The organism is Saccharomonospora sp. NB11 (assembly GCF_015910535.1).
Lineage (GTDB): Bacteria > Actinomycetota > Actinomycetes > Mycobacteriales > Pseudonocardiaceae > Saccharomonospora.
In genome coordinates, this window is sequence record NZ_JACBJG010000001.1 from 294764 (window position 1) to 315991 (window position 21228).

A 21228-nucleotide genomic window follows, 5' to 3' on the forward strand; every position below is an offset into this window, starting at 1 on the left:
GATCTTCCCGACCAGGTGCCCAACTACGCAGCGCAACCTCACCGGCTTCATGTTTTCGCAGGTCAACGGGCATTCGCGGTCTAATCCTCCCCGGGAAGTGATCCGTGTCACGACAATTTTGGGTGATCGGATGCAGTCGCTTTTTGTCGTGTGCTCGACAGGACCTGCGGCTAAATTCGTTCTCGGTTGGCGGGTTAATTCCGAACCGCAACCGAACGTCCCTCGAGTCGATAGGAATGGGTTAAGGTGTTCAAGAAGACTGCTATTGTCGCCTCCGCCGCGGCCGGACTGATGATGATCGGCTCGCCCGCTTTCGCGACCACGCCCGCGGACGTGGAGGCCAACGACAACACGAACCAGATCGGCCTCATCAACGTTGATGACGTGCTGAGCAACAACGACATCAACCTCTGCGACACGCTGGACCTGAACCTGATCGCTCTGCTCGGTGCCAACGTCACCGGCGACACGGTCTGCACCAACGCGGAGGCGAACAACGACTGAGGTCGTTACTCCAGCTACGGGTGGGAGGCTCTGGCCTCCCACCCGTTTCCATGTGTACGGTCAGGCTCGCGCGATCGCCCGCAGCAGTGGTTCCGCCAGTTCTCGGCGACAGATCAGCAGGTCAGGCAGGTACACCGAGTCCTGGTTGTAGCGCAGTTCGGAACCGTCCACCCTGGACGTGTGCAGCCCGGCCGCCACGGCGATGCCGACGGGTGCCGCCGAGTCCCACTCGTACTGACCACCCGCGTGGAGGTAGGCGTCGGCCTCCCCGCGCACCACCGCCATCGCCTTCGCTCCCGCCGATCCCATCGGCACGAGTTCCGCCCCGACCTCCTCGGCGACCCTTTTCGCGAATTCGGGTGGCCGGCTGTCGCTCACCAGAATTCGCGTTCTTTCCCGAATCGGGTTTACCCCTTTTATCGCCGCGCCGTCGGTGGAACTCACCCACCCTTTGTCCGGCTCCGCCACCGCGGCGTCGGTAATGCCGCGCCCCGCCTGCCACAACGCGACGTGCACGGTCCAGTCCGAACGCCCGATCCCGTACTCCCGCGTTCCGTCGAGCGGATCCACGATCCACACTCGCTCGGCGTGTCGCCGCGCGGGTTCGTCGGCCGATTCCTCCGACAGCACCGCGTCGTGCGGCCGGTGCTCGGCGAGTCGACGCAGGATCAACGCGTTCGACTCCGCGTCACCCCGACGGCCCAATTCCCTGGCGTCGGCGTCCCGACCGGCGTCCTGCCGAACCTGCAACAACAGCGCTCCGGCCTCCTCGGCGAGCGCGACGGCGAGTCCCACGTCCGTCATCACGTCGGGCAGCGTAAGGGCCCGGGTGAGGCGGGTATCCCTCGGGCGGCACGAACGGCGGAAGGGGAACGAGGATGGACGAGCAACTGGCGGTGATCACGGGGGCGTCGACCGGCATCGGACGGCAACTCGCCGAGGAGTTCGCCCGCAACGGGTTCGATCTCGTCCTCTCGGCCGACGACGACGCACTCGACGCCGCGGCGGAGGCGGTGCGCGCCCACGGTCGGCGGGTGTGGAGCGTGCGTGGCGACCTCGCCACCTACCCCGGCGTCACGGAGCTGGTCGAACGCATCGAGGAACTCGACCGGCCCGTCGACGTCCTCGTCCTCAACGCCGGGGTGGGTGTCGGCGGCCCGTTCGTGGGCGAGACGCCCTTGCACGACCAGCTTCGGGTGGTCGACCTCAACGTCTCGGGCACCCTGCACCTGGCCAAACGCCTCCTGCCCGCGATGGTCGAGCGCGGTCGCGGGCGGTTGGTCGTGGTGTCGTCGACGGTCGCGGGCCTACCCGGACCGTTCCAGTCCACGTACAACGCGTCGAAGGCGTTCGTGTCGTCGTTCGCCGCCGCCGTCGCCGAGGAACTGCGGGGCACGGGCGTCACCGTCACCACGGTGCTGCCGGGGCTCACCGACACGGAGTTCTTCACTCGCGCGAGGATGCTCGACACCAAGCTGGGCTCACTGTCGTTCAAGGACGACCCGGTGCGCGTCGCGCGGCAGACCTACCAAGCGGTGATGGCGGGACGCGCCCACGTCGTCACGGGCCCGTTCTACAACTGGGCGTTCGTGCTGGCGGGGCGGCTGCTTCCGGACCGCCTGCTCGCCCGGCTGCATCGCCTCGCGTCGGAACCGGACTCCGCCGGGGCCTCGATCGTCGGCTGACGTGCCGTCGGTGCCGTCCTCGCGACCAGCCCCCGTGGCACCGCGCCGTCGCTAACGCAGCGACACCGACAGGGCGTGGGCGATCTGCCTGCCGAGCGCGTGCGTGGCGTCGTGCGGCGGCTGCCCCACCTTCACCACGATCGACCCGCCGAAGGGTTGACGTTCGACGACCTCGATGCGCTCGCCGAGGCCGATGGCGCGCTCGGAGAGGTACCGCAACAGCTCCGGGTCGGTGTCCCACACGCGCACGATCTCGCCGACGGCTCCGGTGGGCAGTTCCTCCAGCAGCTTGGTGGACACTTCCTCGACCGACCCGTCCACGGCCGGGATCGGGTCGCCGTGGGGGTCGCGCACGGGGTTGCCGAGCTTCGCCGCGATGCGCTCGACGAGCAGGTCGGACACCACGTGTTCCAGCAGGTCGGCCTCGGCGTGCACCTCGTCCCACGTGTATCCCAGCTCGGAGACGAGGTAGGACTCGATCAGCCGGTGCCGACGCAGCACCGACATGGCCAACTGCCGACCGTCACCGGTCAACTCGATGCCCCGGTACGGGACGTGCTCCACGAGGCCCTGCTGGGCGAGTCTGGTGACCATCCCCGACGCCGACGACGGACTCACCTCGAGGCGGGTGGCCAGCGACGTGTTCGTGACGGCCTCACCCCGCTCCTCCAGGCCGTAGATCGCCCTCAGGTAGTCCTCGATCGAGGCCGATCGACGGTTCGCGCCACCAACCATGGCTTCTACGATACGGACCGTTCAGCCACGCCAGCGATAGCGCACCCAGCCCGGCACGGGCTGCGCTCCGAGGTCGGCGTAGAACGCAGCGGCCTTCTCGTTGCCCTCCTGCATGTCCCACTCGACGCGACCGTCGGTGCGGGCCTTCAGTTCGAGCAGCAACTGCCTGCCGAGTCCGGACCTGCGGTATTGGGGACGCACGAAGAGGTCGTCGAGCCAGATTCCGGGCTTGGCCTCCCACGTCGAGAAGTTCCACGAGCAGAACGCCAGCCCGGCCACCGCGCCGTCCACCTCGGCGATGAGCACCCACGCCTTCGGATCGGGGCCGAACAGGTGCTGCGCCATCTCCGCGCGGTCGAGGTGCAGGTCGTCGTTGCCCTCGTAACGGGCGTGCTCCTCGATCATCGAGCAGATCTCGTCGATGTCGTCCTTCACGGCGTCGCGTATGGGCATGTCACGAACCCTATCGATCGATCGATCGTTTGGCTAGGCTGCGAGCTCATGCGAGACCTTGAGACCGTGGACGTTGACCTCGACGACCGGGTGGCGACGGTGTGGCTGAACCGGCCGCACCGACTGAACGCCGTGACACCGCAGCTCGTGTCCGACCTGCTCACCGCGCTGGGCCGCATCTCGGCCGATCGCGGTGTCGGCGCGGTGGTGCTGGCCGGTCGAGGCCGGGCGTTCTGCTCGGGCCACGACCTCAAGCAGCCGCCGCCGGAGCAGGAGTCCCGGGAACGGCTGGAGCAGCTGCAGGACGTGACGCGGGCGCTGCGGAACCTGCCCCAGCCCGTGGTGGGGGCCGTCCACGGCTACGCGATCGGGGCGGGTGCGGAATTCGCGCTGGGGTGTGACCTGGTGCTCGCCGCCGACGACGCCGTGTTCGCCTTCCCCGAGGTGGGCCTGGGCCTGAGCATCACCAACGGCGCCTCTCGCCTGCTCCCGCTGCTCGTCGGCCCGATGCGCGCCAAGGAAATGATCATGCTCGGTGAGCGGGTCGACGCGGCGTCGGCCCACGCGATGGGCCTGGTCAACCGGGTCGTCGCAGCCGACGAGCTGGCCCCGACGGCCCACACCCTGGCCCGCACCTTGGCCGACAAGCCCGCCTCGGCTCTGGCGTTGGCCAAGCGCGCCGTCGACCGCGGTGTCGACAGCACGGTCGAGACGGCACTGGAACTGGAGGTCAGTCACGCAATGATCACCGAGCACACACCGGAAGTGGCCGCGTCGAAGGAGGAATTCGGGAAACGATGACCGACGACCTCGTAGGACTGCTGCGGCACGCCGCGACGGCGTGGCCGGACAAGGACGCCTGGGTGTTCGACGAGACCGGCGAGCGGGTGACGTTCGCCGACCTCGCCGAGCGCGTCGAGTCGCTCGCGGCGGCACTGCACGCCGTCGGCGTGCGCGCGGACGACCGCGTGGCCGTGATGCTCGACAACCGGCCCGAGTTCCCCCTGCTCTGGCTGGCACTGGCCCGGCTCGGCGCGGTGCTCGTGCCGGTCAACACGAACTACCGCGAACTCGACGGCGAGCACGTGCTGGCCCACTCGGGTGCCCGCTTCGCGATCGGTGCCGAGCGGTTCGTGGAGCTGTTGACCACCATCGCGCCGCGGACGTCGGTGGAACGCGTGCTCACGCCCGAGGAACTGGCGGCGATCACCGGTGAGGCTCCACCGCCGTACCAGGTCGCGCCCGAGCGCCCCACCAACATCCAGTACACGTCGGGCACCACGGGCGCACCCAAGGGCTGCGTCCTGCCACACCGTTACTGGACGACGTTGGCGCACGGCCTCGTGTCGCAGTTCCCGAACATCTCGGCGGACGACACTCTCCTGACCGCTCAACCGTTCCACTACATTGATCCACAGTGGAATGTCGCACTCGGACTCGCGTCCGGCGCCACGCTGGTGGTGCTCGACCGCTTCCATCCCTCGACGTTCTGGGAGAAGGTGCGCGAGTACGAGGTCACCTGGTTCTACTGTCTCGGACTGATGCCCACACTGCTGCTGCGCATGCCGCCCTCCGAGGCCGACCGCGACCACCGCGTGCGCGCCGTCTGTGCCTCGGCCATCCCGAAGGATCTGCACGCCGAACTCGAACGCCGCTGGGGAGCGCCCTGGTACGAGGCGTTCGGCATGACCGAGACCGGCGGCGACATCCGCATGTACCCGGAGGACCACGACCGCTGCGTCGGCACGGGGTGCCTCGGCAGGCCCGCGCCCGGCAGGGAGGTCATGATCGCCGACGACGCCGGCCGCCCCGTTCCGCGCGGCACCGAGGGCGAGCTGCTCATCCGCGGTGTGGGACTGATGCACGGCTACCACGACGACCCCGAGGCCACCGCCAAGGCGTTCCGCGGCGGCTGGTTCCGCACCGGCGACGTGGCGCGGATGGACGGCGACGGCCTGGTCTACTACGTCGGCCGCACGAAGGACATGATTCGCCGCAGCGGCGAGAACATCGTGGCCGACGAGGTCGAGCGGGCACTGCAACTGCATCCGGCCGTGCGCACGGCCGCGGTGCTCGGCGTGCCGGACGAGCTGCGTGGTGAAGAGGTGAAGGCGCTCGTCGTCCTCGCCGACGGACACGAGGTGACCCCGGACGAGTTGGCCGAACACTGCGGCACCAAGCTCGCCTACTTCAAGGTGCCGCGCTACTGGGCGTTCGTCGACTCGCTGCCTCTCACCGCGTCGGAACGCGTCGCCAAGGGCGAACTGCGCAAAGCGGGGGCCGACGCCCCGAAGGACTCCTACGACCGGGTGGAGCAACGGTGGCGTTAGACACGCGCGAGCGGGTCCACCGGGCGGCGGTGAAGCTGTTCGCGGAGAAGGGGTTCCACGGCACCGGCATCCGCGACCTGGCGAGCGAGTCGCAGTTGTCGACGGCCAGCCTCTACCACTACATGGGCTCCAAGGAGGACCTGCTCGCCGACATCATGCGTCGGTGTCTGCGGTCGTTGCTCGACTCCGCACAGGCCGAGCTCGCCGGTGTCGACGATCCGGCGACCCGACTGCGCAGACTCGTGAAACTGCACGTCAGAGCCCATGCACGCATGCCGGAGGAAACTCGGATCGTCGACCACGAGATCCCCGTGCTCTCCCCCGGCGTGCGGCACTCGGTGGTCGAACTCCGCGACGCCTACGAGCGGTTGTGGGCCGACGCCGTCACCGACGGCGTGGAGGCCGGGGTGTTCACCACCGCGCACCCCGGTGTGACCCGGCTCGCGCTCCTGGAGATGTGCACCGGGGTCGCGCGGTGGTACTCGCCCCGGGGTTCACTGCCGCTCGACGAACTCGCCTCGCACTACGCCGACGTAGCACTGCGTGCCGTGGGAGCTTGCTCGCAGAGCGCGGCTGAGGGACAGTCGAAGGGTGAGTGAGGAAACCATCCAGCTGGAACTCAACGAGGCCGGTGTCTCCCCGAAGCTTCCCATGCCTTCGGACCCGCGCGACCAGATCCAGGACGTGCCCTACCGACCGGTGGAGTTCCGCGACGACGATCTCCCCGCCGCGCTGGAACGCTGCGCCGGTTGGCTCCGGCAGGCTCAGCAGTGGCTCGGGGAACCGGTGGACGTGCTCGCCGTCCACCTCGACTACGACGAACGCGACGGCTACCCCTACTACGACCTCAAGTTGCTGTGCAACGAGGAGGACCTGGCCGGGGTCCCGGTCGCCCTCCGCGAGCGCGGCGAGGCCGACAAGTAGGTCGACGCCACGACATGACGAACTGACGACGAGGTGACACGGGCGCCGTGGAGCCGGACCGACCGACTCCACGGCGTCTCCCGAACCCCGTCCTGCGCGAGGCTCCGTCCTCTACCTGTCCTCTGCCTGTCCTCTACCTGCCCTCTACCTGCCCTCTGCCCGTCCTCAGCCGAGCGTGCCGCCGACCTTCACGTGCCCCTTGAGCAGGTTCCGCGCGATCGTGCGGCGCTGGATCTCGTCGGTGCCCTCGTAGATTCGCAGCAGTCGCAGCTCGCGGTACCACCGCTCGATGGGCAGCTCACGGGTGTAGCCCATGCCGCCGTGGATCTGGAGCACCCGGTCCACGATCTCGTTGGCCTTCTGACCCCCGTACAGCTTGGCGATCGACTGCGCGTGCCGTGAGTCGAGTCCCGAGTCCACCAGCCACGCGGCGTGCAGGACCAGCCACCGCAACGCCTCGATCTCGACCCCGGAGTCGGCGATCATCCACTGGATCGCCTGGCGCTCGGCGATGGGAGCGCCGAACGTCTCGCGCGTGTTGGCGTGGTCGATGGCCATCGTCAGCAGCCGCTCGCACGACCCGATGGCTCGCGCGGGAAGCAGGTAGCGGCCCCGGCCGATCCACTGCATCGCGAGCGCGAATCCCTGCCCGACCTCGCCGAGGATCTGGCTCTCGGGCACCCGCACGTCCTCGAAGATCAGCGACGCGGGGCCCCACTCGCCCATCGTGTCGATGTACTCCGAGCGCCAACCCATGTCGCGGTCGACGAGGAAGCAGGTGACGCCGCCGTTCGCGCCCTTCTCGGGGTCGGTGACGGCGAAGACCATGGTGAAGTCGGCCTCGTTGCCGCCGGTGATGAACGTCTTCTCACCGTTGATGACCCACTCGTTGCCCTCCTTGCGGGCGGTGGTGCGGATCGCCTTGGCGTCGGAGCCCGCCCCGGGCTCGGTGATGGCGAAGCACGACTTGCGGGTGCCCTCGATGGTGGGCAGCAGGTAGCGCTGCTTCTGTTCCTCGTTGGCGTGGAAGAGGATGTTGTCGGCCGAGCCGCCGAAGCTGAACGGCACGAACGTGCGGCCGAGTTCGGCCTCCAGCAGTGCCGTCATGACCGCGGACAGACCCATGCCGCCGTACTCCTGCGGCGTCTGCACGCCCCAGAACCCGGACTTCTTCGCCTTCTGCCGCAGCTCGGTCAACTCGTCGTTGGTCAGGCCCGGCTGGTGTGCGCGTTCCCTGCGCAGCACCTCCTGTTCGAGGGGCACGAGTTCCTTCTGAACGAACGTTCGGACCCAGTCGCGGATCTGACGTTCCTCGTCGCTGAGGCTGAAATCCATCGGCTCACGCTCCTGACTGAAGCTGACTAAGCGATTGCTTAGTTCGCACGGTAGCGCAAGCGCGGCCTTGGCGGGAGCCCCGACGCCGCATAGATTGGGTCCGGCTCGATCCGCAGCGCTCCAGGGGGAGAGGATCTCGATGACCGATTGCGCCGTGTGGTGGTCGGAACCGATCACCGCGACCTCCGACGCGTTGGCCCTGCTCGACCCCACGGAGAAGGAGCGCTACGGCGCCTACCGCAGGCACGAGGATCAGCGGCGGTTCCTCACCGGCCGTGTCCTCGCGAAGACCGTCGCGGCACACCGACTGGGCAGCACGCCCGAAAACATCCACTTCGACGCCAGTTGCCCCGACTGCGACAAGCCACACGGGCCCGTGCGCGTTCCCGGCGCCGCACTGGCGTTGTCGATCTCCCACGCGGGCGACCGCATCGGGGTGGCCGCCACCTCGGGCGCGCCGGTCGGCCTCGACGTGGAGGACGCGAGCCGCAACGCCGACGACTCGCTCATCTCCTACGCCCTGTCGGAAGCCGAGCAACGGACTCTGCCCACCGACGCCGCCGGCCGTGCCCGCGCGTTCTTCACGTTCTGGACGCGCAAGGAAGCGCTGATGAAGGCCACGGGTCGCGGCCTGCGCATCTCGCTGAAGGCGCTGACCCTGTCGAGTGCGGACGCACCGGCCCGGCTGCTCGTCTCGGGTGAGACCACCCTGTCCCCCGACACCACGCGACTCCGCGACCTCGACGCAGGCCCGGGTTACCGTGCGGCCGTCGCCGTCCTGACCTCGGAGAACGTCGACGTCACCGAGCGCTGGTGGCGCCCGGGCGCCTCCCTCGACGGACAATAGGAGCGAGTCCGACCGAGCCGACCCGAGAGGGGCCGAGGTGACCGCACGCCGCCCCGCCGAACTCGTGTCGCGCTACCGGCGAGGCGACTTCTTCCTCGCCACGGGCGAACGCACCCTCCTCGCCACCGGGGTGCGCACGACGCTCACGGACCCCGACGCGACCGCGCTCGCCGATCTCGTGCGAGACCGACTCCGCGACACCCGCACCGCCGGGCCCGACGTGGCGGTGGGAGTGCTGCCCTTCGCCGAGGCACCCGACACGCCCGGACACCTCGTCGTCCCGGTCGAGTTCGCCGAGGCCGGAAGCGTTCATCCCCAGGCCGCGTCGTGGGCGCGTCGCCACGTCACCACCCCCGTCACGATCCGGCCGGTCCCCGAGCCGGAGCAGCACCTCCGGACGGTGGCCTCGGGCATCACCGCACTGACCGCCCGGCACCTGCGCAAGGTCGTCCTCGCCCGCGCGCTCGACGTCGAGTTCGCCGAGCCGGTGTCCCCTGAGGCAGTGCTGCACAACCTCGTCGTGGACAACGTGGGCGGCTACACCTTCGCGGCCGCCCTGCCGAACGGAGCGACGCTGCTGGGGGCGAGTCCGGAACTGCTGTTGTCCCGACACGGGCGGACGGTGCGGTCCTACCCCCACGCCGGGTCGGCACCGCGATCGCCGGACCCCGACGTCGACGAGCGCAACGCGACGGCCCTGCTGGCTTCCCGCAAGGACCACCGCGAACACGCGGTGTTGACGGAAGCGGTGGTGGAGACGCTGCGACCGTACTGCCGACGGTTGAGCGCACCGGCTCGCCCGGCACTGGTGGCGACGCCGACGATGTGGCATCTCGGAACCACGGTGAGCGGCGAGCTGACGGATCCGGCCGTCACGGCCCTGCACCTCGCCGCCGCCCTGCACCCCACCCCCGCCGTGTGCGGAACGCCGACGTCGTCGGCACGGCGACTCGTCGCCGAGCTGGAGACGTTCGACCGCGGGTACTACGCGGGTGCGGTCGGCTGGGTGGATGCGCAGGGCGACGGCGAATGGGCCGTCTCGATCCGTTGCGCCGAAGTCACGGAGCATTCGCTCCGGCTGTACGCGGGCGGCGGAATCATGCCGGAATCCGATCCGAGAACGGAACTGGAGGAAACGTCGGCCAAATTCGCGACTCTCTTGCGCGCGATGGGCCTGCCCCAGAGGTGATCGACCGAATTGCGTCGGTCGACGATCTCGCCTCGCCGTCGGTCGTCGATTCCGTCCGGGAGGCGTTTCGTGCTCAGGTATTCGGGGCCGGTTCGCCCCGAATACTCACTTGAGAGCGTTGATGAGTGCTTCGCGCTGCCGGTCGCCGAGGCCCGCGGCCCGGCGGTCGGGGTCGATACCCGCCTGCTCCATCAGCGCCATGACCTTCACCTGGCCGAGCCCCGGAACGGCCTTGAGCAGCTGCGTCACCTTCGTCTTTCCGACGGTCTTGTCTTCCTTGGCCCGGTTGAGCACCGCGTCGATGCTCTCCTTGCCCGACTTGATGTTGGCCAGCAACTCGGAGCGCGCCTTCCTGGCCTCAGCGGCCTTGGCGAGAGCCTCCGCCCGTTGCTCCGGGGTCAAAGTGGGAAGTGCCAACGTCGTGTTCCTTTCGTGCTCGTCGAACACCGCGCACGCGCGGTGACAGACCTACCCGGTCACGCCGATGCGCAAAACCGCCGCGGTCCTGGGCCTCAGTAAACGCCAACTGTGCCCGCGACGCGAAATCGACACGCGAGGTTTCCCCTTCCGTGCCACCGAATGGTCACAGCCGGTGGCGAATCGACGACGGCGGGCACAGTTGGGCGCTGTGCACAAGCCCCGAACGTGCGGCGCGCATTACAGTCGCCGACAACCTGGTCCCTCGACCTACAGCAGGAGCCTCAATGTTGAGCACCATGCAGGACGATCAGCTGTCCCTGGCGCATCTGCTGCGACACGGCACGCGGATGTACGGTGACGCCGAAGTCACCACCTGGACGGACAGCGGTCCGAGGAGGACGACCTTCGCGCGGATCGGCGCGCGAGCCGCCCAGCTCGCCCACGCCCTGCGCGAACTCGGCGTCACCGGCGATCAGCGGGTGGCCACGTTCATGTGGAACAACGCCGAGCACATGGAGTGTTACCTGGCGGTCCCGGCGATGGGGGCCGTGCTCCACACCCTCAACATCAGGCTGTTCCCTGAACAGCTCGTGTACGTCGCGAACCACGCCGAGGACCACGTCGTCGTGGTCGACGGGTCGCTGCTGCCGCTGTTCGCCAAGCAGCTTCCCGAGATGAAGACCGTGAAGCACGTCGTCGTGGCCAACGGTGACGCGGCGGCGTTGGAGGCTCCCTCGGGGGTCACCGTGCACTCGTACGAGGAGCTGCTCGCCGGAAGGCCGGAGACGTTCGACTGGCCCGAGATCGACGAGCGCTCCGCCGCCGCCATGTGCTACACCTCCGGCACCACCGGCGACCCGAAGGGCGTCGTCTACTCCCACCGCTCCATCTGGCTGCACTCCATGCAGGTGTGCATGACCGACTCGATGCGCCTGACCGACCAGGACAAGGCGCTCGTGATCGTGCCGATGTTCCACGCCATGTCGTGGGGCATGCCGTACGCGGCGCTGATGGTGGGCACGTCGATGGTGCTGCCCGACCGGTTCCTCCAGCCCGCTGCGATCGCGACCATCCTGGCCGCCGAGAAGCCGACGTTCGCCGGCGCGGTGCCCACGATCTGGCAGGGCCTGCTCCAGCACCTCGACGCGAACCCGCAGGACATCTCCCACCTGCGCGAGGTCGTGGTGGGCGGGTCGGCCGCCCCGCCGGCGATGATGCACGCCTTCGAGGAGCGGTACGGCGTGCCGGTGCTCCACGCGTGGGGCATGACCGAGACCTCCCCGATGGGCAGCGTCGCGCGGCCTCCGTCGAAGGCGACCGGCGAGGAAGCCTGGCGCTACCGCTACACCCAGGGCCGCTTCCCCGCCTGTGTGAAGGCTCGGCTCGTCGACGACGAGGGCCGCGAACTGCCGTGGGACGGCACCAGCGTGGGCGAGCTGGAGGTGAAGGGTCCCTGGATCGCCGGGGCCTACCACGGCGGAGCCGACCCCGAGAAGTTCCACGACGGCTGGCTGCGCACCGGTGACGTCGGCACGATCACGCCCGACGGGTACCTGACGATCACCGACCGTTCCAAGGACGTCATCAAGTCCGGTGGCGAGTGGATCTCGTCGGTGGACCTGGAGAACTCGGTGATGGCTCACCCGGCGGTCGCCGAGGCGGCGGTCATCGCCGTGCCCGACGAGAAGTGGGACGAACGGCCGCTGGTCGCGGTGGTGGTTCGCGAGGGCCACGAGGTCACCGCCGCGGAACTGCGCGACTTCCTCGCCGACAAGGTGGCGAAGTGGCAGCTTCCCGAGCACTGGACGTTCGTCGACGAGGTTCCCAAGACCAGCGTGGGCAAGTTCGACAAGAAGCGGCTGCGGGCCGCCCACGCCGACGGCAAGCTCGACGTCACGCACTTCTGAGCCGCACGCGACCCCGCCGTTCGCTCCGGCGGGGTCGCCTCCGGCCGCTGGACGCCGACCGGGAGGTGCGGCAGGGTTACCACATGCAGACAGCGCCCACCGTCGACGACGACGGAACCGCCCTGTTCCACCGCACCATGCCGTTCACCGAACGCCTGGGTGTCGAGGTCCTGCGGCACTCCCGGGAGCTCGTCGTGGCGCGGATCGCCCACGACGAGTCGCTCTGCACGCTCGGCGGAGCCCTGCACGGCGGTGTGTTTATGTCGCTGGCCGACTCGGCCGCCGCCGTGTGCGCGTACCTGAACCTCCCCGAGGGCGCCCAGGGCACGACCACCATCGAGTCGAAGACCAACTTCCTGCGCGCCGTCCGCACCGGACACGCCACCGCGTCGTCCCGACCGCTGCACGCGGGCGGTCGGGTGATCGTCGTGGAGACCGAGATCCACGACGACGACGATCACCTCGTCGCGAAGGTCACCCAGACCCAGGCGGTACTGAGATCCTGACCTCCGCCGCGGTGCGAATCCGTCGAGCTCGCCCACCACGCCCTTAGGCTGAACGACGTGGACATCGACTACCACGAGTGGAGCGGCGAGTCACCCCTCGCCCAGGGCGAATCGACGGGCACCGAGGTGACGGGAAGCGGGCTCCGGATCGGGGCTCCGGCCGGGGTCCAGGACGGCGGCGAGTACGCCTGGTGGACCTCGCCCGAGGTGTCCGTCCCCTTCGACGCGGACGACCTCGTCGTGTCGTGGAACGCCGTGACGCCGCCCGGTACGTGGCTGACCGTCGAGGCGCAGGCCCGGACCGACTCGGGCCGCGAGACCTCGTGGTTCTCGATGGGACGTTGGTCGTTCGACGAGGCCGACGTCCGGCGCACGTCGGTGTCGGGACAACGCGACGAGACCGCGTACGTCGCCGTCGACCGGCTCCTGGCCGCCGAAGGAGTGCACCTGCGCGGCTACCGGGTGAGGGTGACGCTGTGCCGGGCGGCGGGCACCGACGCCAGCCCCGTGGTGAGCACGGTGGGAGGCGTCGTCTCCGCCACGGAACCCCGGTCCGACGTCCCGACGTCCTCCCCCGGCCCGGGCCGCGGCATCGAACTGCCCGTGCCGCGCTACGCGCAGTATCTCCACAGAGGACAGTTCGCCGAGTACGGCGGTGGCGGCGACGGATGGTGCAGCCCGGCCTCGACGGAGATGGTCGTCGAGTACTGGGGCGCCGGCCCGACGCGGACGGAACTCGCGTGGGTCCCCCACGACCACCCCGACCGCAGCGTGGTGCACGCCGCGCGACACACCTTCGACCACGCCTACGGCGGCACGGGCAACTGGGCGTTCAACGTGGCATACGCGTCGCAGTACGGGCTTCACGGCCGGGTCGCGCGCCTGGCCTCACTGCGCGACGTCGAACGGCACGTCGCCCACGGCGTGCCGGTGATCGTCTCGGTGTCGTTCACCGAGGGCGAGCTTCCCGGCGCGGACTACGCCACCAACGGCCATCTCCTCGTCGTGGTCGGCTTCACCGACTCCGGCGACGTGATCGCGCACGACCCCGCCTCCGACGACGCCGACTCGGTGCGTCGGATCTACCCACGCGCGGAATTCGAGACCGTCTGGCAACGCACCCGACGTCCGGGCAAGGACGGCGCGGTCGTCGACACCCCCGCGGGCGTCGCCTACCTCATCGCCCCGCCCGGCGCGTTGCCCGACTGAGCCGCACCCGCCTCGGGCTCGGTGTCACAAGCCGAGCTTGCCCGGGTTGAGGACGCCGCTGGGGTCGGTCGCGTTCTTCGCCGCCGCCAGCACCGACATCCCCACGTCACCGATCTCGGCGCGCAGGTACGGCGCGTGGTCCACCCCGACGGCGTGGTGGTGGCTGATCGTGCCGCGTCCGCTGATCGCCTCGCTGGCGGCCCGCTTCGCGCGCTCCCACTGTCCGAACGGGTCGTCCGGGTCGCGCGCGGCGAGCACGGTGAAGTACAGCGACGCACCGGTCTCGTAGGCGTGGGAGATGTGACACATGATCACCGGACGGTCGAGCGCGCCACGCAGTGCGGAGCGCACGGCGTCGTAGAGCTCGGCCAGCCGCGACCACTGTGTGGCCGTCTCCAGCGTCTCCACGCACACCCCGGCGTCGAGCAACGCGTCACGCTGGCGGGGACCGGAGAACCGGCCGTGTCGCCACGCCTCGCCGGGCGCTCGCCCGAGCGAGACGGCCCCCGCCGCCCGCAGCACCTTCAGTGCCCGCGCCCGCTGGGGAGCGCGGCCGTACCAGCCGAGGATCAGCAGACACGGCTCGTGGACCCGGCGCGCGGAGAGATAGCGACGGAGCGCCCCCGTCACGACCCCGCCCTTGAGGGCGAGCGTCACCTCTGTCTCGTCCACATCGGACACGCGGGTGACGTCGGCCGCCAGCCCGTTCTGCGCGAGCGTGCGCACGACGTGCATCGCGTCGTGCCAGCCTCGGAGCACGAAGCCCTCGTAACGCTCGCGCTCCGGCACCGGCCGCACCCGCACGGTGACCTCGGTGATGACACCGAGCGTTCCCTCGCTGCCGACGGCCAACGCCCGCAGGTCCGGCCCCGCCGCCGAAGCCGGGGCCACCCCGAGTCGCCACGGACCCGACGGCGTCGCCAACCGCACCCCCTGGACCATGTCCTCGAACCGGCCGTAGCCCGACGACGCCTGCCCCGCCGAGCGCGTCGCGGCGAACCCACCGAGCGTGGCCCGTTCGAACGACTGCGGCACGTGCCCGAGCGTCAGACCATGCGGAGCCAGCAGTCGATGCGCTGCGGGCCCGCGCACGCCCGCCTGGAACACGGCCAGCCGCGACGTCGGGTCGACGGAGACCAACCGGTCGAGTCGGTGCAGGTCGAGCGCGATCACCGCCTTCTTGTCGCCCCGCAACGCGGCCACCCCGCCGACGACGGACGTGCCTCCGCCGAACGGCACCACGCCGACGTCGTGGGCCACGCACACGTCCACGACCCGCTGCACGGCGTCGGGGTCCGCGGGCACCACCACGGCGTCCGGAACCGCGAGCCCGTCGGGAAAACGGCGGCGGAGCAGGTCCAGGTACGACAGTCCGCCCGCTCGACCGAGCCGTTCACTCCCCTCGTCGAGCACTCCGTCGGCCCCCACCACCTCGACGAGAGCCGCCTTGGCCTCGGGTGCCAGCTCGGACGGCGGCACGGCGATCGCCGACGAGGGCGCGGCGGGTGTGGACGGCGTCAACGGCCCGATGCGGTCGGCCAGCCAGCGCAGCGCGTGGGGCGGGAGGGCGGCGGCGTGACCCGCCTCGGGAGTCCAGGCGGAGCGGAGTCGATGGTCGACGGTCTCGTTCACGACTAGAGTGTGACACATGAGCAGCGAACGTCACACCCCTGCGCGGAGCGGGACGGCCGTGGGCGAACGGACCTCGACCACCCGGGTACCCGACGACGTTCTCCTCGACGCCGCCCGCACCTGCGTGCTCAACGGCGGGGTGCGACGGACGACACTCACCGACATCGCGCGGACCGCAGGGGTCAGCCGCATGACGCTCTACCGTCGGTACCCCGACGTGCGCAGCATCCTCGCCGCGCTGCTGACCCGCGAGTTCGCGTCACTGCTCCGGCAGGTCGACGCCACCGTCGACCCCTCGCTGCCCGCGCGCTCCCGCCTCGTGCGACTCGCCGTGGCCACCGTGCGGGCCCTCGTCACCGACCCGCTGCTGCGCACCGTGCTCGACCGCGACGCCGACCTGCTGCTGCCCTACGTCACCGAACGACTCGGCAGCACCCAGCGACTTGCCGAGCACACGCTCGTGGAGCTGATCACCGAGGGGCAGGCCGACGGCTCGATCCGCTCCGGTGACCCGACGGTGCAGGCCAGGGCCGTGTTGCTCACCGTGCAGTCGTTCGTCCTTTCCTGGCGCCCCGCCACCCAGGACGTCGCGGCGGAGCCCTTGCTGTCCGAACTCCGACACCTCCTGGAAGAAGGTCTGACGCGATGAGCGGAACGAACCTGATCCACGCCTCGTTGACCGCCCGCCGCCGGGCGCGTGAACTCGACGCACTCGCCTCGGGAGAGCGCGTGGACGTCCTCGTGGTGGGCGGCGGCGTGACCGGCGTCGGGGTGACCCTCGACGCGGCCTCGCGCGGGCTGTCGGTGGCGCTGATCGAGGCCCACGACCTCGCGTTCGGCACGTCCCGGTTCTCCAGCAAGCTCGTCCACGGCGGCCTGCGGTACCTCGCCCACGGCAAGCTGGCCCTGGCCCGCGAGAGCGCCGTCGAACGCGACGTCCTGCTTCGCCGCACCGCGCCCCACCTGACGCGGCCGATGGCGCAGCTGTTCCCCCGCTACGCCGACACCCCGTCCCGCGAGTACGCCCTGACCGCGGCCGGGCTCACGGCCGGGGACGCGCTGCGTCGCTTCGCCCGGACCCCGTCCTCGCTGTTGCCCCGACCCCGCACAGTTCCCGCTCCAGCGGCATTGACACTGGTCCCCGGCTTGCGCGACACCGGGCTTCGCGGTGGTCTGCTGGCGTTCGACGGGGCACTGACCGACGACGCACGACTCGTCGTGGCGCTCGCCCGCACGGCGGCCGGGCTCGGGGCCCGCGTTCTCACGCGCGTGCGGGCACTCGACCTGAGGGGCGACGGGGTCCGCGCCCGCGACGAGCTCACCGGCGAACACGTCGAGCTTCGCGCCCGGCAGGTGGTCAACGCCGCAGGCGTGTGGGCGGGCGGTCTGGTGCCGAACGTGCGGCTGCGACCGTCCCGCGGCTCCCACCTGGTCCTCGACGCCCGCAGCGTCGGCATCGGCGAGACGGCTCTCATGGTCGGCGTTCCCGGGGAACTCAACCGGTTCGTGTTCCTGCTTCCCCAGCCCGGCGGTACCGTCTACTTGGGACTGACCGACGAGCCGCTCGACGGAGAGGCCACCGACGTCACCGAGGTACCCGACTCCGACGTCGACTTCCTGCTCGACGTGGCGTCGACGGTGCTCGCCCGCCCGCTCACCCGCGACGACGTCCGGGGTTCGTTCGCCGGGTTGCGCCCCCTGCTCGACACGCCCGGGGGCCGCACCGCCGACCTCTCCCGGGAACACGCCGTCCTGACCGATCCCGCAACCGGCGTGGTCACGGTCGTGGGCGGCAAACTCACGACCTATCGGGTGATGGCCGAGCAGGCCGTGGACGCCGCCGTTCGGCGAGCCGGGCTGTCCGCCGCGCCCTCGCGCACCGCACGGCTTCCGCTCGTCGGTGCCGCGCCGCGCCCTGCCCTCACCGCCGTGGAGGCACCCCGCAGGCTGGTGGGCAAGTACGGCATCGAGGCACCCCGGGTGGCCGCGTTGGGCGACGTCGACCCCGAACTGGCCCGCCCTCTCTTCCCCGGGTGCGCCATCACCGCCGCCGAGGTCGTGTGGGCGGTGCGGCACGAAGGGGCCCTCGACGCCGACGACGTGCTCCACCGGCGGACCCGCCTTGGTCTGGTCCCCGAGGACGCGGAAAGAGCTCACCCCGTCGTGTCCGACTTGGTCGAGCGAGCGTTGCGTGGGCTGACGTAGGCTCGGCGCGTCGCGACGGGAAGGAGCGAATGCCATGCCCGACGGCATCACCCTCCGCCGCGAGACGTCGCCCGCCGCCACGCTCCGCGCGCTGCGCGGCCACCTGGGACCCGGCTACTTCCTCACGAGCACGGTGCTCCTGCTCGCGGCGCTCGTGTGTGTCCCACTGCTCTACACCTCCGTGTCCGACACAGTGGGCGGCACCACGGTGGGACTCAGCGGGCAGGCAGGCGCCATCGCCGACCCGCTTCTTCGTGCCGCACACGACGCGGGTGTGGACGTCGACGTCGTGCGCTACCACGACGCCGAACTCGCGCGCGCCGACGTGGAACGGGGAACGCTCGACGTGCTGGTCTCGGGCAGTGCCGCGAACCTGCGCGCCATCACCGGGGCCGACCTCGACGAGGTCGTGAGAAGTCTGCTCACCGAGATCTCCCGCGCGGAGGTCGTCACCGCCAAGCTGGCGCAGGCGGGCGCGGACCCGGCGACGGCCTACGACGACGTGCTGTCCGTGGGTGTCGAGGTGGAGACCGTTCCCGAGACCGCCTCACCCGGCGAACGCGCACTCGTGGCACTGGCGGCGATCACACTGCTGGTGGTGACGCTGGCAGGCAGTGGTGTCGTGCTCCGGCGCGAGCTGGCTCGGGGAGACGTGGCGCCGGTCGGCACGGTCGGTCCGGTGTGGCCACTCGCGTGCGCCGCAGGACTCGCCGGGGCGCTGCAACTGCTGCTCGTCGGCGGGACGGCCCTGATCGTCGCCGCCTCCATCGGCGCGGCTCCACCGCTCGACCTCGCCGTCACCACGCTCGTGTGGAGCCTGGTGTGGTTCGGGCTCGCGTGGGTGTCGTGCGCACCGGTGACCGTGCTGCTGTCGCAGGCCGAGCGACCCGCCTGGGTGCCCGCCGTCCTGGTGGTGCTCGCAGGACTCGGCTCCGCCATGGCCGTACTGCCTCGGCCGGACGATCCCACCGCGCTGGTGACGTCCCTGCTGCCGCCCGTGGCACCCTTCGCCGTGCCGAGCCGCATCGTCACCGGCGCGGCCGGGCCGCTCGACGTCGCCGCGGCGATCACTCTCGCACTCGTGACCGCCGCCCTGCTCGCGCGGTCGGTCCGCCGGACCGCGCTTCGCGGCTCCGCCTGACCGACGTCCGGCCACGGCGGTGGGTGAGGAACGGTCTCGTCAGCGGTGGGCGGTCGCGGACGGCGTGAACCGCACCGGCAGCGACGTCAGATGCCGGTTCCACAGCGCCGGGGTGAACGTCAACTCCTCCACCGGCACGGCGACCGTCACGTCGTCCAGCGCGTACAGCGCCGTCTCCACCGCGATGCGTGCGATCAACCGCCCGGCACGCTGAGCCGGGCAGGCGTGGGAACCCGCACTGAACGACAGGTACGCCCGGTTGCCGATCTCCAGCCACGGATCGTTGGACCGCACCCGGTAGTCGGCGTTGCCCGCCGCGAAGCTGAGGATCACCGCGTCACCACGCCGGATCTGCTGCCCCGCGAGTTCGCAGTCCGCGGCCGCGTACCGACCCATCAGGTTCGCCACCGGCGGGTCACGCCACAACACCTCGTCGAGGGCCTCGTCGATACCGAGGCGACCACCACGCATGCGGGCGGTGAACCGGCGGTCGGTCAGCATCAGGCGCAACGCCATCGCGATCCACACACCGGTGACCTCGTACCCCATGCCGATCACCATCATCATGGCGTGCAGCACTTCGTCGTCGGTGCGCATCGCCGGGTGCCGCACGAGTTGCGAGGTCAGGTCGTCCTGCGGCTGTGCCCGACGATCGTGCACGAGCTGGACCAGCAACTTCTGCATCGAGTCGTCGGCGAAGTACGACTCGATGCCCGCCAGCAGCGTCTCCCGCAGCTTCGCCTGGTCCTCCGTGGACACACCGAGCAGCGACAGGATCACCAGCATGGGAATGGCGGCGGCGTACTCGCTGACGAGGTCGGCCTCACCGCGCATGGAGAACTCGTCGAGCAGGCCCATGCAGATCTGCTCGACCGTCCGACGCAGCCGGTGCTCGTCGAGCTTGTCGAAACCCTCCTCGACCGGCGCCCGCAACCGACGATGCCGCTCGCCATCCGCGTACACGGCGTTGTCCAACGGCGCCAACAACGCGGCCAGCGGCGCGTCCGGCGGGATCACCCCGCTCGTGTACTCACGCCAGCTCCGCGGGTCGTGCGAGAACAGCCGCTCGTTACGGGCGACCTGACAGATCTCGGAGTGACCCATCACGAGCCAGCCGTTGACCCGCGGCATCAACTCCACCGGCGCGACCTGACCCCAGCGGGCTCGCAACTCGCTGTACACCGCCTGCGGGTCCTGCGAGTTCACGATGTGCGACAACGGCGTCAGCCCGGTCATCTCGGCCAACGTCCGCTGCTGCCGTGGCGTGGTCATGCGACCTCCGACTTGTTACGCACCTCGATGGCGTACTCGACGAGCTTGACGAGCGTCTGCGCGGCCGACTTCCGCTCCCGGGCGTCACAGAAGACGATGGGCGTCTCCGGAAGCAGGTCGAGCGCCTCCCGAAGCTGTTCCTCGCTGTACTGCGGCGAGCCGGGGAACTGGTTGACCGCCACTGCGAACGGCACCTTCGTGTGCAGCTCCAACTGGTCGAACACCTCGAAGCTGTCCTCCAGCCTGCGCGGGTCCACCAACACGAGAGCGCCCACGGCCCCGTCCGACAGGCCCTCCCACAGATTCCAGAACCGCTTCTGCCCCGGCGTACCGAAGAGGTACAGGACGATCTCGGGCGTCAACGTGATGCGCCCGAAGTCCATGGCCACCGTGGTGGTGCTCTTGCTGTCCAGCCCGGCGAGCGAGTCCACTCCGACGCTGGCGGCCGTCATGGTCTCCTCGGTGCGCAGCGGGGCGATCTCGCTGACCGACCCGATCAGAGTCGTCTTGCCCACGCCGAAGGCTCCGACCACCAGGATCTTGACCGACTGGATGACGGTCGAGGACACGTAACGCTCAGAGCTTGCGGAGCCCATTCAGCACTTTCTCCAGCAGATCGATTTCGGGGATGACGAGTCGCTGCGGGCTGGAGCGCACGACGAGGTGCCCCGTGTCGATCAGGTCCGACGCGAGCACCACGACCACGCTCACCGGCAGGCGCAGGTGTGCCGCCGCCTCGGCGACCGACAGCATGCCTCGGCACATGTCCACAAGGGACCGCTTCTCCCGGCTGGTCGACGGCGGGAGAAGCGCATCGGGATTGGCCACCAGCAGCGTCTCGGGCCGCAGGGTGTTCCGAGTCGGGTGAGCGCGGCCACCCGTGATGACGTAGGGCCTGATCGGCCCGTCCTGGTACTCCTCGGAGCGGTCCATG

Annotated in this window: 23 protein-coding genes; 14 read left to right on the top strand and 9 right to left on the bottom strand. The window is 70.1% G+C overall.

The annotated features are described in order from the left end of the window. Positions 1-246 precede the first annotated feature (246 nt). Positions 247-504, top strand: a complete 258-nt coding sequence (locus tag JAV51_RS01365; RefSeq protein WP_197318730.1) for a hypothetical protein — start codon at positions 247-249, stop codon at positions 502-504. A gap of 60 nt (positions 505-564) precedes the next feature. Here the strand turns inward: JAV51_RS01365 and JAV51_RS01370 are convergent, their stop codons facing one another. Then, entirely contained in the window at positions 565-1308 is a 744-nt protein-coding gene (locus JAV51_RS01370) for a 3'(2'),5'-bisphosphate nucleotidase CysQ (RefSeq protein WP_197318917.1), read from the bottom strand. Positions 1309-1382: 74 nt separating this feature from the next. On the opposite strand from JAV51_RS01370, the gene JAV51_RS01375 reads away from it, so the two are divergent. Next, a complete protein-coding gene (locus tag JAV51_RS01375) occupies positions 1383-2189 on the top strand; it encodes an SDR family oxidoreductase (RefSeq protein ID WP_197318731.1) in 807 nt (268 codons plus the stop codon). 51 nt (positions 2190-2240) lie between these two features. Here JAV51_RS01375 and JAV51_RS01380 read toward each other — a convergent pair whose 3' ends face one another. Both JAV51_RS01380 and JAV51_RS01385 read right to left on the bottom strand, forming a co-directional pair. After that, positions 2241-2924: a metal-dependent transcriptional regulator gene (locus JAV51_RS01380; protein ID WP_197318732.1), complete on the bottom strand. Its 684-nt coding sequence runs from the start codon at positions 2922-2924 to the stop codon at positions 2241-2243. A 21-nt stretch (positions 2925-2945) separates the two neighbouring features. Next, positions 2946-3377, bottom strand: a complete 432-nt coding sequence (locus tag JAV51_RS01385; RefSeq protein ID WP_197318733.1) for a GNAT family N-acetyltransferase — start codon at positions 3375-3377, stop codon at positions 2946-2948. Between the two features lie 48 nt (positions 3378-3425). Here JAV51_RS01385 and JAV51_RS01390 point away from each other — a divergent pair, with 48 nt between their 5' ends. Genes JAV51_RS01390 through JAV51_RS01405 form a run of 4 tightly spaced genes read left to right on the top strand, consistent with a single transcriptional unit; the run spans position 3426 to position 6631 of the window. After that, positions 3426-4178 (top strand): enoyl-CoA hydratase/isomerase family protein, encoded by a 753-nt coding sequence (locus tag JAV51_RS01390; RefSeq protein WP_197318734.1) that lies wholly within the window; start codon positions 3426-3428, stop codon positions 4176-4178. Further along, on the top strand, positions 4175-5707 hold the full coding sequence (locus JAV51_RS01395) for an ATP-dependent acyl-CoA ligase (RefSeq protein ID WP_197318735.1): 1533 nt from the start codon (positions 4175-4177) through the stop codon (positions 5705-5707). The genes JAV51_RS01390 and JAV51_RS01395 overlap by 4 nt, the downstream gene beginning before the upstream one ends. Beyond that, on the top strand, positions 5698-6306 hold the full coding sequence (locus JAV51_RS01400; protein WP_197318736.1) for a TetR/AcrR family transcriptional regulator: 609 nt from the start codon (positions 5698-5700) through the stop codon (positions 6304-6306). The genes JAV51_RS01395 and JAV51_RS01400 overlap by 10 nt, the downstream gene beginning before the upstream one ends. Next, positions 6299-6631 (top strand): hypothetical protein, encoded by a 333-nt coding sequence (locus tag JAV51_RS01405; protein ID WP_197318737.1) that lies wholly within the window; start codon positions 6299-6301, stop codon positions 6629-6631. The genes JAV51_RS01400 and JAV51_RS01405 overlap by 8 nt, the downstream gene beginning before the upstream one ends. Before the next feature lie 165 nt (positions 6632-6796). Here the strand turns inward: JAV51_RS01405 and JAV51_RS01410 are convergent, their stop codons facing one another. Continuing rightward, positions 6797-7966 carry an acyl-CoA dehydrogenase family protein gene (locus JAV51_RS01410; protein ID WP_197318738.1) on the bottom strand — a complete coding sequence of 390 codons (1170 nt, stop codon included), beginning with the start codon at positions 7964-7966 and terminating at the stop codon, positions 6797-6799. Between the two features lie 139 nt (positions 7967-8105). On the opposite strand from JAV51_RS01410, the gene JAV51_RS01415 reads away from it, so the two are divergent. Both JAV51_RS01415 and JAV51_RS01420 read left to right on the top strand, forming a co-directional pair. Next, positions 8106-8813: a 4'-phosphopantetheinyl transferase superfamily protein gene (locus JAV51_RS01415; protein WP_197318739.1), complete on the top strand. Its 708-nt coding sequence runs from the start codon at positions 8106-8108 to the stop codon at positions 8811-8813. 37 nt (positions 8814-8850) lie between these two features. Beyond that, a complete protein-coding gene (locus JAV51_RS01420) occupies positions 8851-10002 on the top strand; it encodes an isochorismate synthase (RefSeq protein WP_197318740.1) in 1152 nt (383 codons plus the stop codon). Positions 10003-10107: 105 nt separating this feature from the next. Here the strand turns inward: JAV51_RS01420 and mihF are convergent, their stop codons facing one another. Further along, positions 10108-10419, bottom strand: a complete 312-nt coding sequence (mihF, locus tag JAV51_RS01425; RefSeq protein ID WP_197318741.1) for an integration host factor, actinobacterial type — start codon at positions 10417-10419, stop codon at positions 10108-10110. A 287-nt stretch (positions 10420-10706) separates the two neighbouring features. On the opposite strand from mihF, the gene JAV51_RS01430 reads away from it, so the two are divergent. The 3 genes from JAV51_RS01430 to JAV51_RS01440 all read left to right on the top strand — a co-directional run bounded on the left by JAV51_RS01430 (position 10707) and on the right by JAV51_RS01440 (position 14044). Next, positions 10707-12329 (top strand): long-chain fatty acid--CoA ligase, encoded by a 1623-nt coding sequence (locus JAV51_RS01430; RefSeq protein WP_197318742.1) that lies wholly within the window; start codon positions 10707-10709, stop codon positions 12327-12329. 83 nt (positions 12330-12412) lie between these two features. Beyond that, the gene (locus tag JAV51_RS01435) at positions 12413-12835 is read left to right on the top strand and encodes a PaaI family thioesterase (RefSeq protein ID WP_197318743.1); all 423 of its coding nucleotides are present in this window, start codon (positions 12413-12415) and stop codon (positions 12833-12835) included. Positions 12836-12892: 57 nt separating this feature from the next. Beyond that, on the top strand, positions 12893-14044 hold the full coding sequence (locus JAV51_RS01440) for a C39 family peptidase (protein ID WP_197318744.1): 1152 nt from the start codon (positions 12893-12895) through the stop codon (positions 14042-14044). Between the two features lie 24 nt (positions 14045-14068). On the opposite strand, the gene JAV51_RS01445 is transcribed toward JAV51_RS01440, so the two are convergent. Beyond that, positions 14069-15676: an FAD-binding oxidoreductase gene (locus tag JAV51_RS01445; RefSeq protein ID WP_197318745.1), complete on the bottom strand. Its 1608-nt coding sequence runs from the start codon at positions 15674-15676 to the stop codon at positions 14069-14071. A gap of 16 nt (positions 15677-15692) precedes the next feature. On the opposite strand from JAV51_RS01445, the gene JAV51_RS01450 reads away from it, so the two are divergent. The 3 genes from JAV51_RS01450 to JAV51_RS01460 are packed head-to-tail and all read left to right on the top strand — an operon-like array spanning position 15693 to position 19022. Next, positions 15693-16325, top strand: a complete 633-nt coding sequence (locus JAV51_RS01450) for a TetR/AcrR family transcriptional regulator (protein WP_197318746.1) — start codon at positions 15693-15695, stop codon at positions 16323-16325. Further along, complete coding sequence (locus JAV51_RS01455) at positions 16322-17881, top strand: glycerol-3-phosphate dehydrogenase/oxidase (protein ID WP_197318747.1); 1560 nt, start codon at positions 16322-16324, stop codon at positions 17879-17881. The genes JAV51_RS01450 and JAV51_RS01455 overlap by 4 nt, the downstream gene beginning before the upstream one ends. 34 nt (positions 17882-17915) lie before the next feature. Next, positions 17916-19022, top strand: a complete 1107-nt coding sequence (locus tag JAV51_RS01460; RefSeq protein ID WP_197318748.1) for a hypothetical protein — start codon at positions 17916-17918, stop codon at positions 19020-19022. 39 nt (positions 19023-19061) lie between these two features. Here JAV51_RS01460 and JAV51_RS01465 read toward each other — a convergent pair whose 3' ends face one another. Genes JAV51_RS01465 through JAV51_RS01475 form a run of 3 tightly spaced genes read right to left on the bottom strand, consistent with a single transcriptional unit; the run spans position 19062 to position 21227 of the window. Next, the gene (locus tag JAV51_RS01465; RefSeq protein ID WP_197318749.1) at positions 19062-20294 is read right to left on the bottom strand and encodes a cytochrome P450; all 1233 of its coding nucleotides are present in this window, start codon (positions 20292-20294) and stop codon (positions 19062-19064) included. Further along, on the bottom strand, positions 20291-20890 hold the full coding sequence (locus JAV51_RS01470) for an ATP/GTP-binding protein (RefSeq protein ID WP_197318750.1): 600 nt from the start codon (positions 20888-20890) through the stop codon (positions 20291-20293). The genes JAV51_RS01465 and JAV51_RS01470 overlap by 4 nt, the downstream gene beginning before the upstream one ends. Beyond that, a complete protein-coding gene (locus JAV51_RS01475; protein WP_197318751.1) occupies positions 20871-21227 on the bottom strand; it encodes a DUF742 domain-containing protein in 357 nt (118 codons plus the stop codon). The genes JAV51_RS01470 and JAV51_RS01475 overlap by 20 nt, the downstream gene beginning before the upstream one ends. Between the last annotated feature and the right edge of the window lies 1 nt (position 21228).

Coding starts and splice junctions, on each gene's coding strand:
- JAV51_RS01430 (WP_197318742.1), top strand. CDS start 10,707: ATGTTGAGCACCATGCAGGACGATCAGCTGTCCCTGGCGCATCTGCTG.
- JAV51_RS01465 (WP_197318749.1), bottom strand. CDS start 20,294: ATGACCACGCCACGGCAGCAGCGGACGTTGGCCGAGATGACCGGGCTG.
- JAV51_RS01410 (WP_197318738.1), bottom strand. CDS start 7,966: ATGGATTTCAGCCTCAGCGACGAGGAACGTCAGATCCGCGACTGGGTC.
- JAV51_RS01380 (WP_197318732.1), bottom strand. CDS start 2,924: ATGGTTGGTGGCGCGAACCGTCGATCGGCCTCGATCGAGGACTACCTG.
- JAV51_RS01395 (WP_197318735.1), top strand. CDS start 4,175: ATGACCGACGACCTCGTAGGACTGCTGCGGCACGCCGCGACGGCGTGG.
- JAV51_RS01475 (WP_197318751.1), bottom strand. CDS start 21,227: ATGGACCGCTCCGAGGAGTACCAGGACGGGCCGATCAGGCCCTACGTC.
- JAV51_RS01455 (WP_197318747.1), top strand. CDS start 16,322: ATGAGCGGAACGAACCTGATCCACGCCTCGTTGACCGCCCGCCGCCGG.
- JAV51_RS01415 (WP_197318739.1), top strand. CDS start 8,106: ATGACCGATTGCGCCGTGTGGTGGTCGGAACCGATCACCGCGACCTCC.
- JAV51_RS01385 (WP_197318733.1), bottom strand. CDS start 3,377: ATGCCCATACGCGACGCCGTGAAGGACGACATCGACGAGATCTGCTCG.
- JAV51_RS01375 (WP_197318731.1), top strand. CDS start 1,383: ATGGACGAGCAACTGGCGGTGATCACGGGGGCGTCGACCGGCATCGGA.
- JAV51_RS01370 (WP_197318917.1), bottom strand. CDS start 1,308: ATGACGGACGTGGGACTCGCCGTCGCGCTCGCCGAGGAGGCCGGAGCG.
- JAV51_RS01390 (WP_197318734.1), top strand. CDS start 3,426: ATGCGAGACCTTGAGACCGTGGACGTTGACCTCGACGACCGGGTGGCG.
- JAV51_RS01460 (WP_197318748.1), top strand. CDS start 17,916: ATGCCCGACGGCATCACCCTCCGCCGCGAGACGTCGCCCGCCGCCACG.
- JAV51_RS01435 (WP_197318743.1), top strand. CDS start 12,413: ATGCAGACAGCGCCCACCGTCGACGACGACGGAACCGCCCTGTTCCAC.
- JAV51_RS01470 (WP_197318750.1), bottom strand. CDS start 20,890: ATGGGCTCCGCAAGCTCTGAGCGTTACGTGTCCTCGACCGTCATCCAG.
- JAV51_RS01450 (WP_197318746.1), top strand. CDS start 15,693: ATGAGCAGCGAACGTCACACCCCTGCGCGGAGCGGGACGGCCGTGGGC.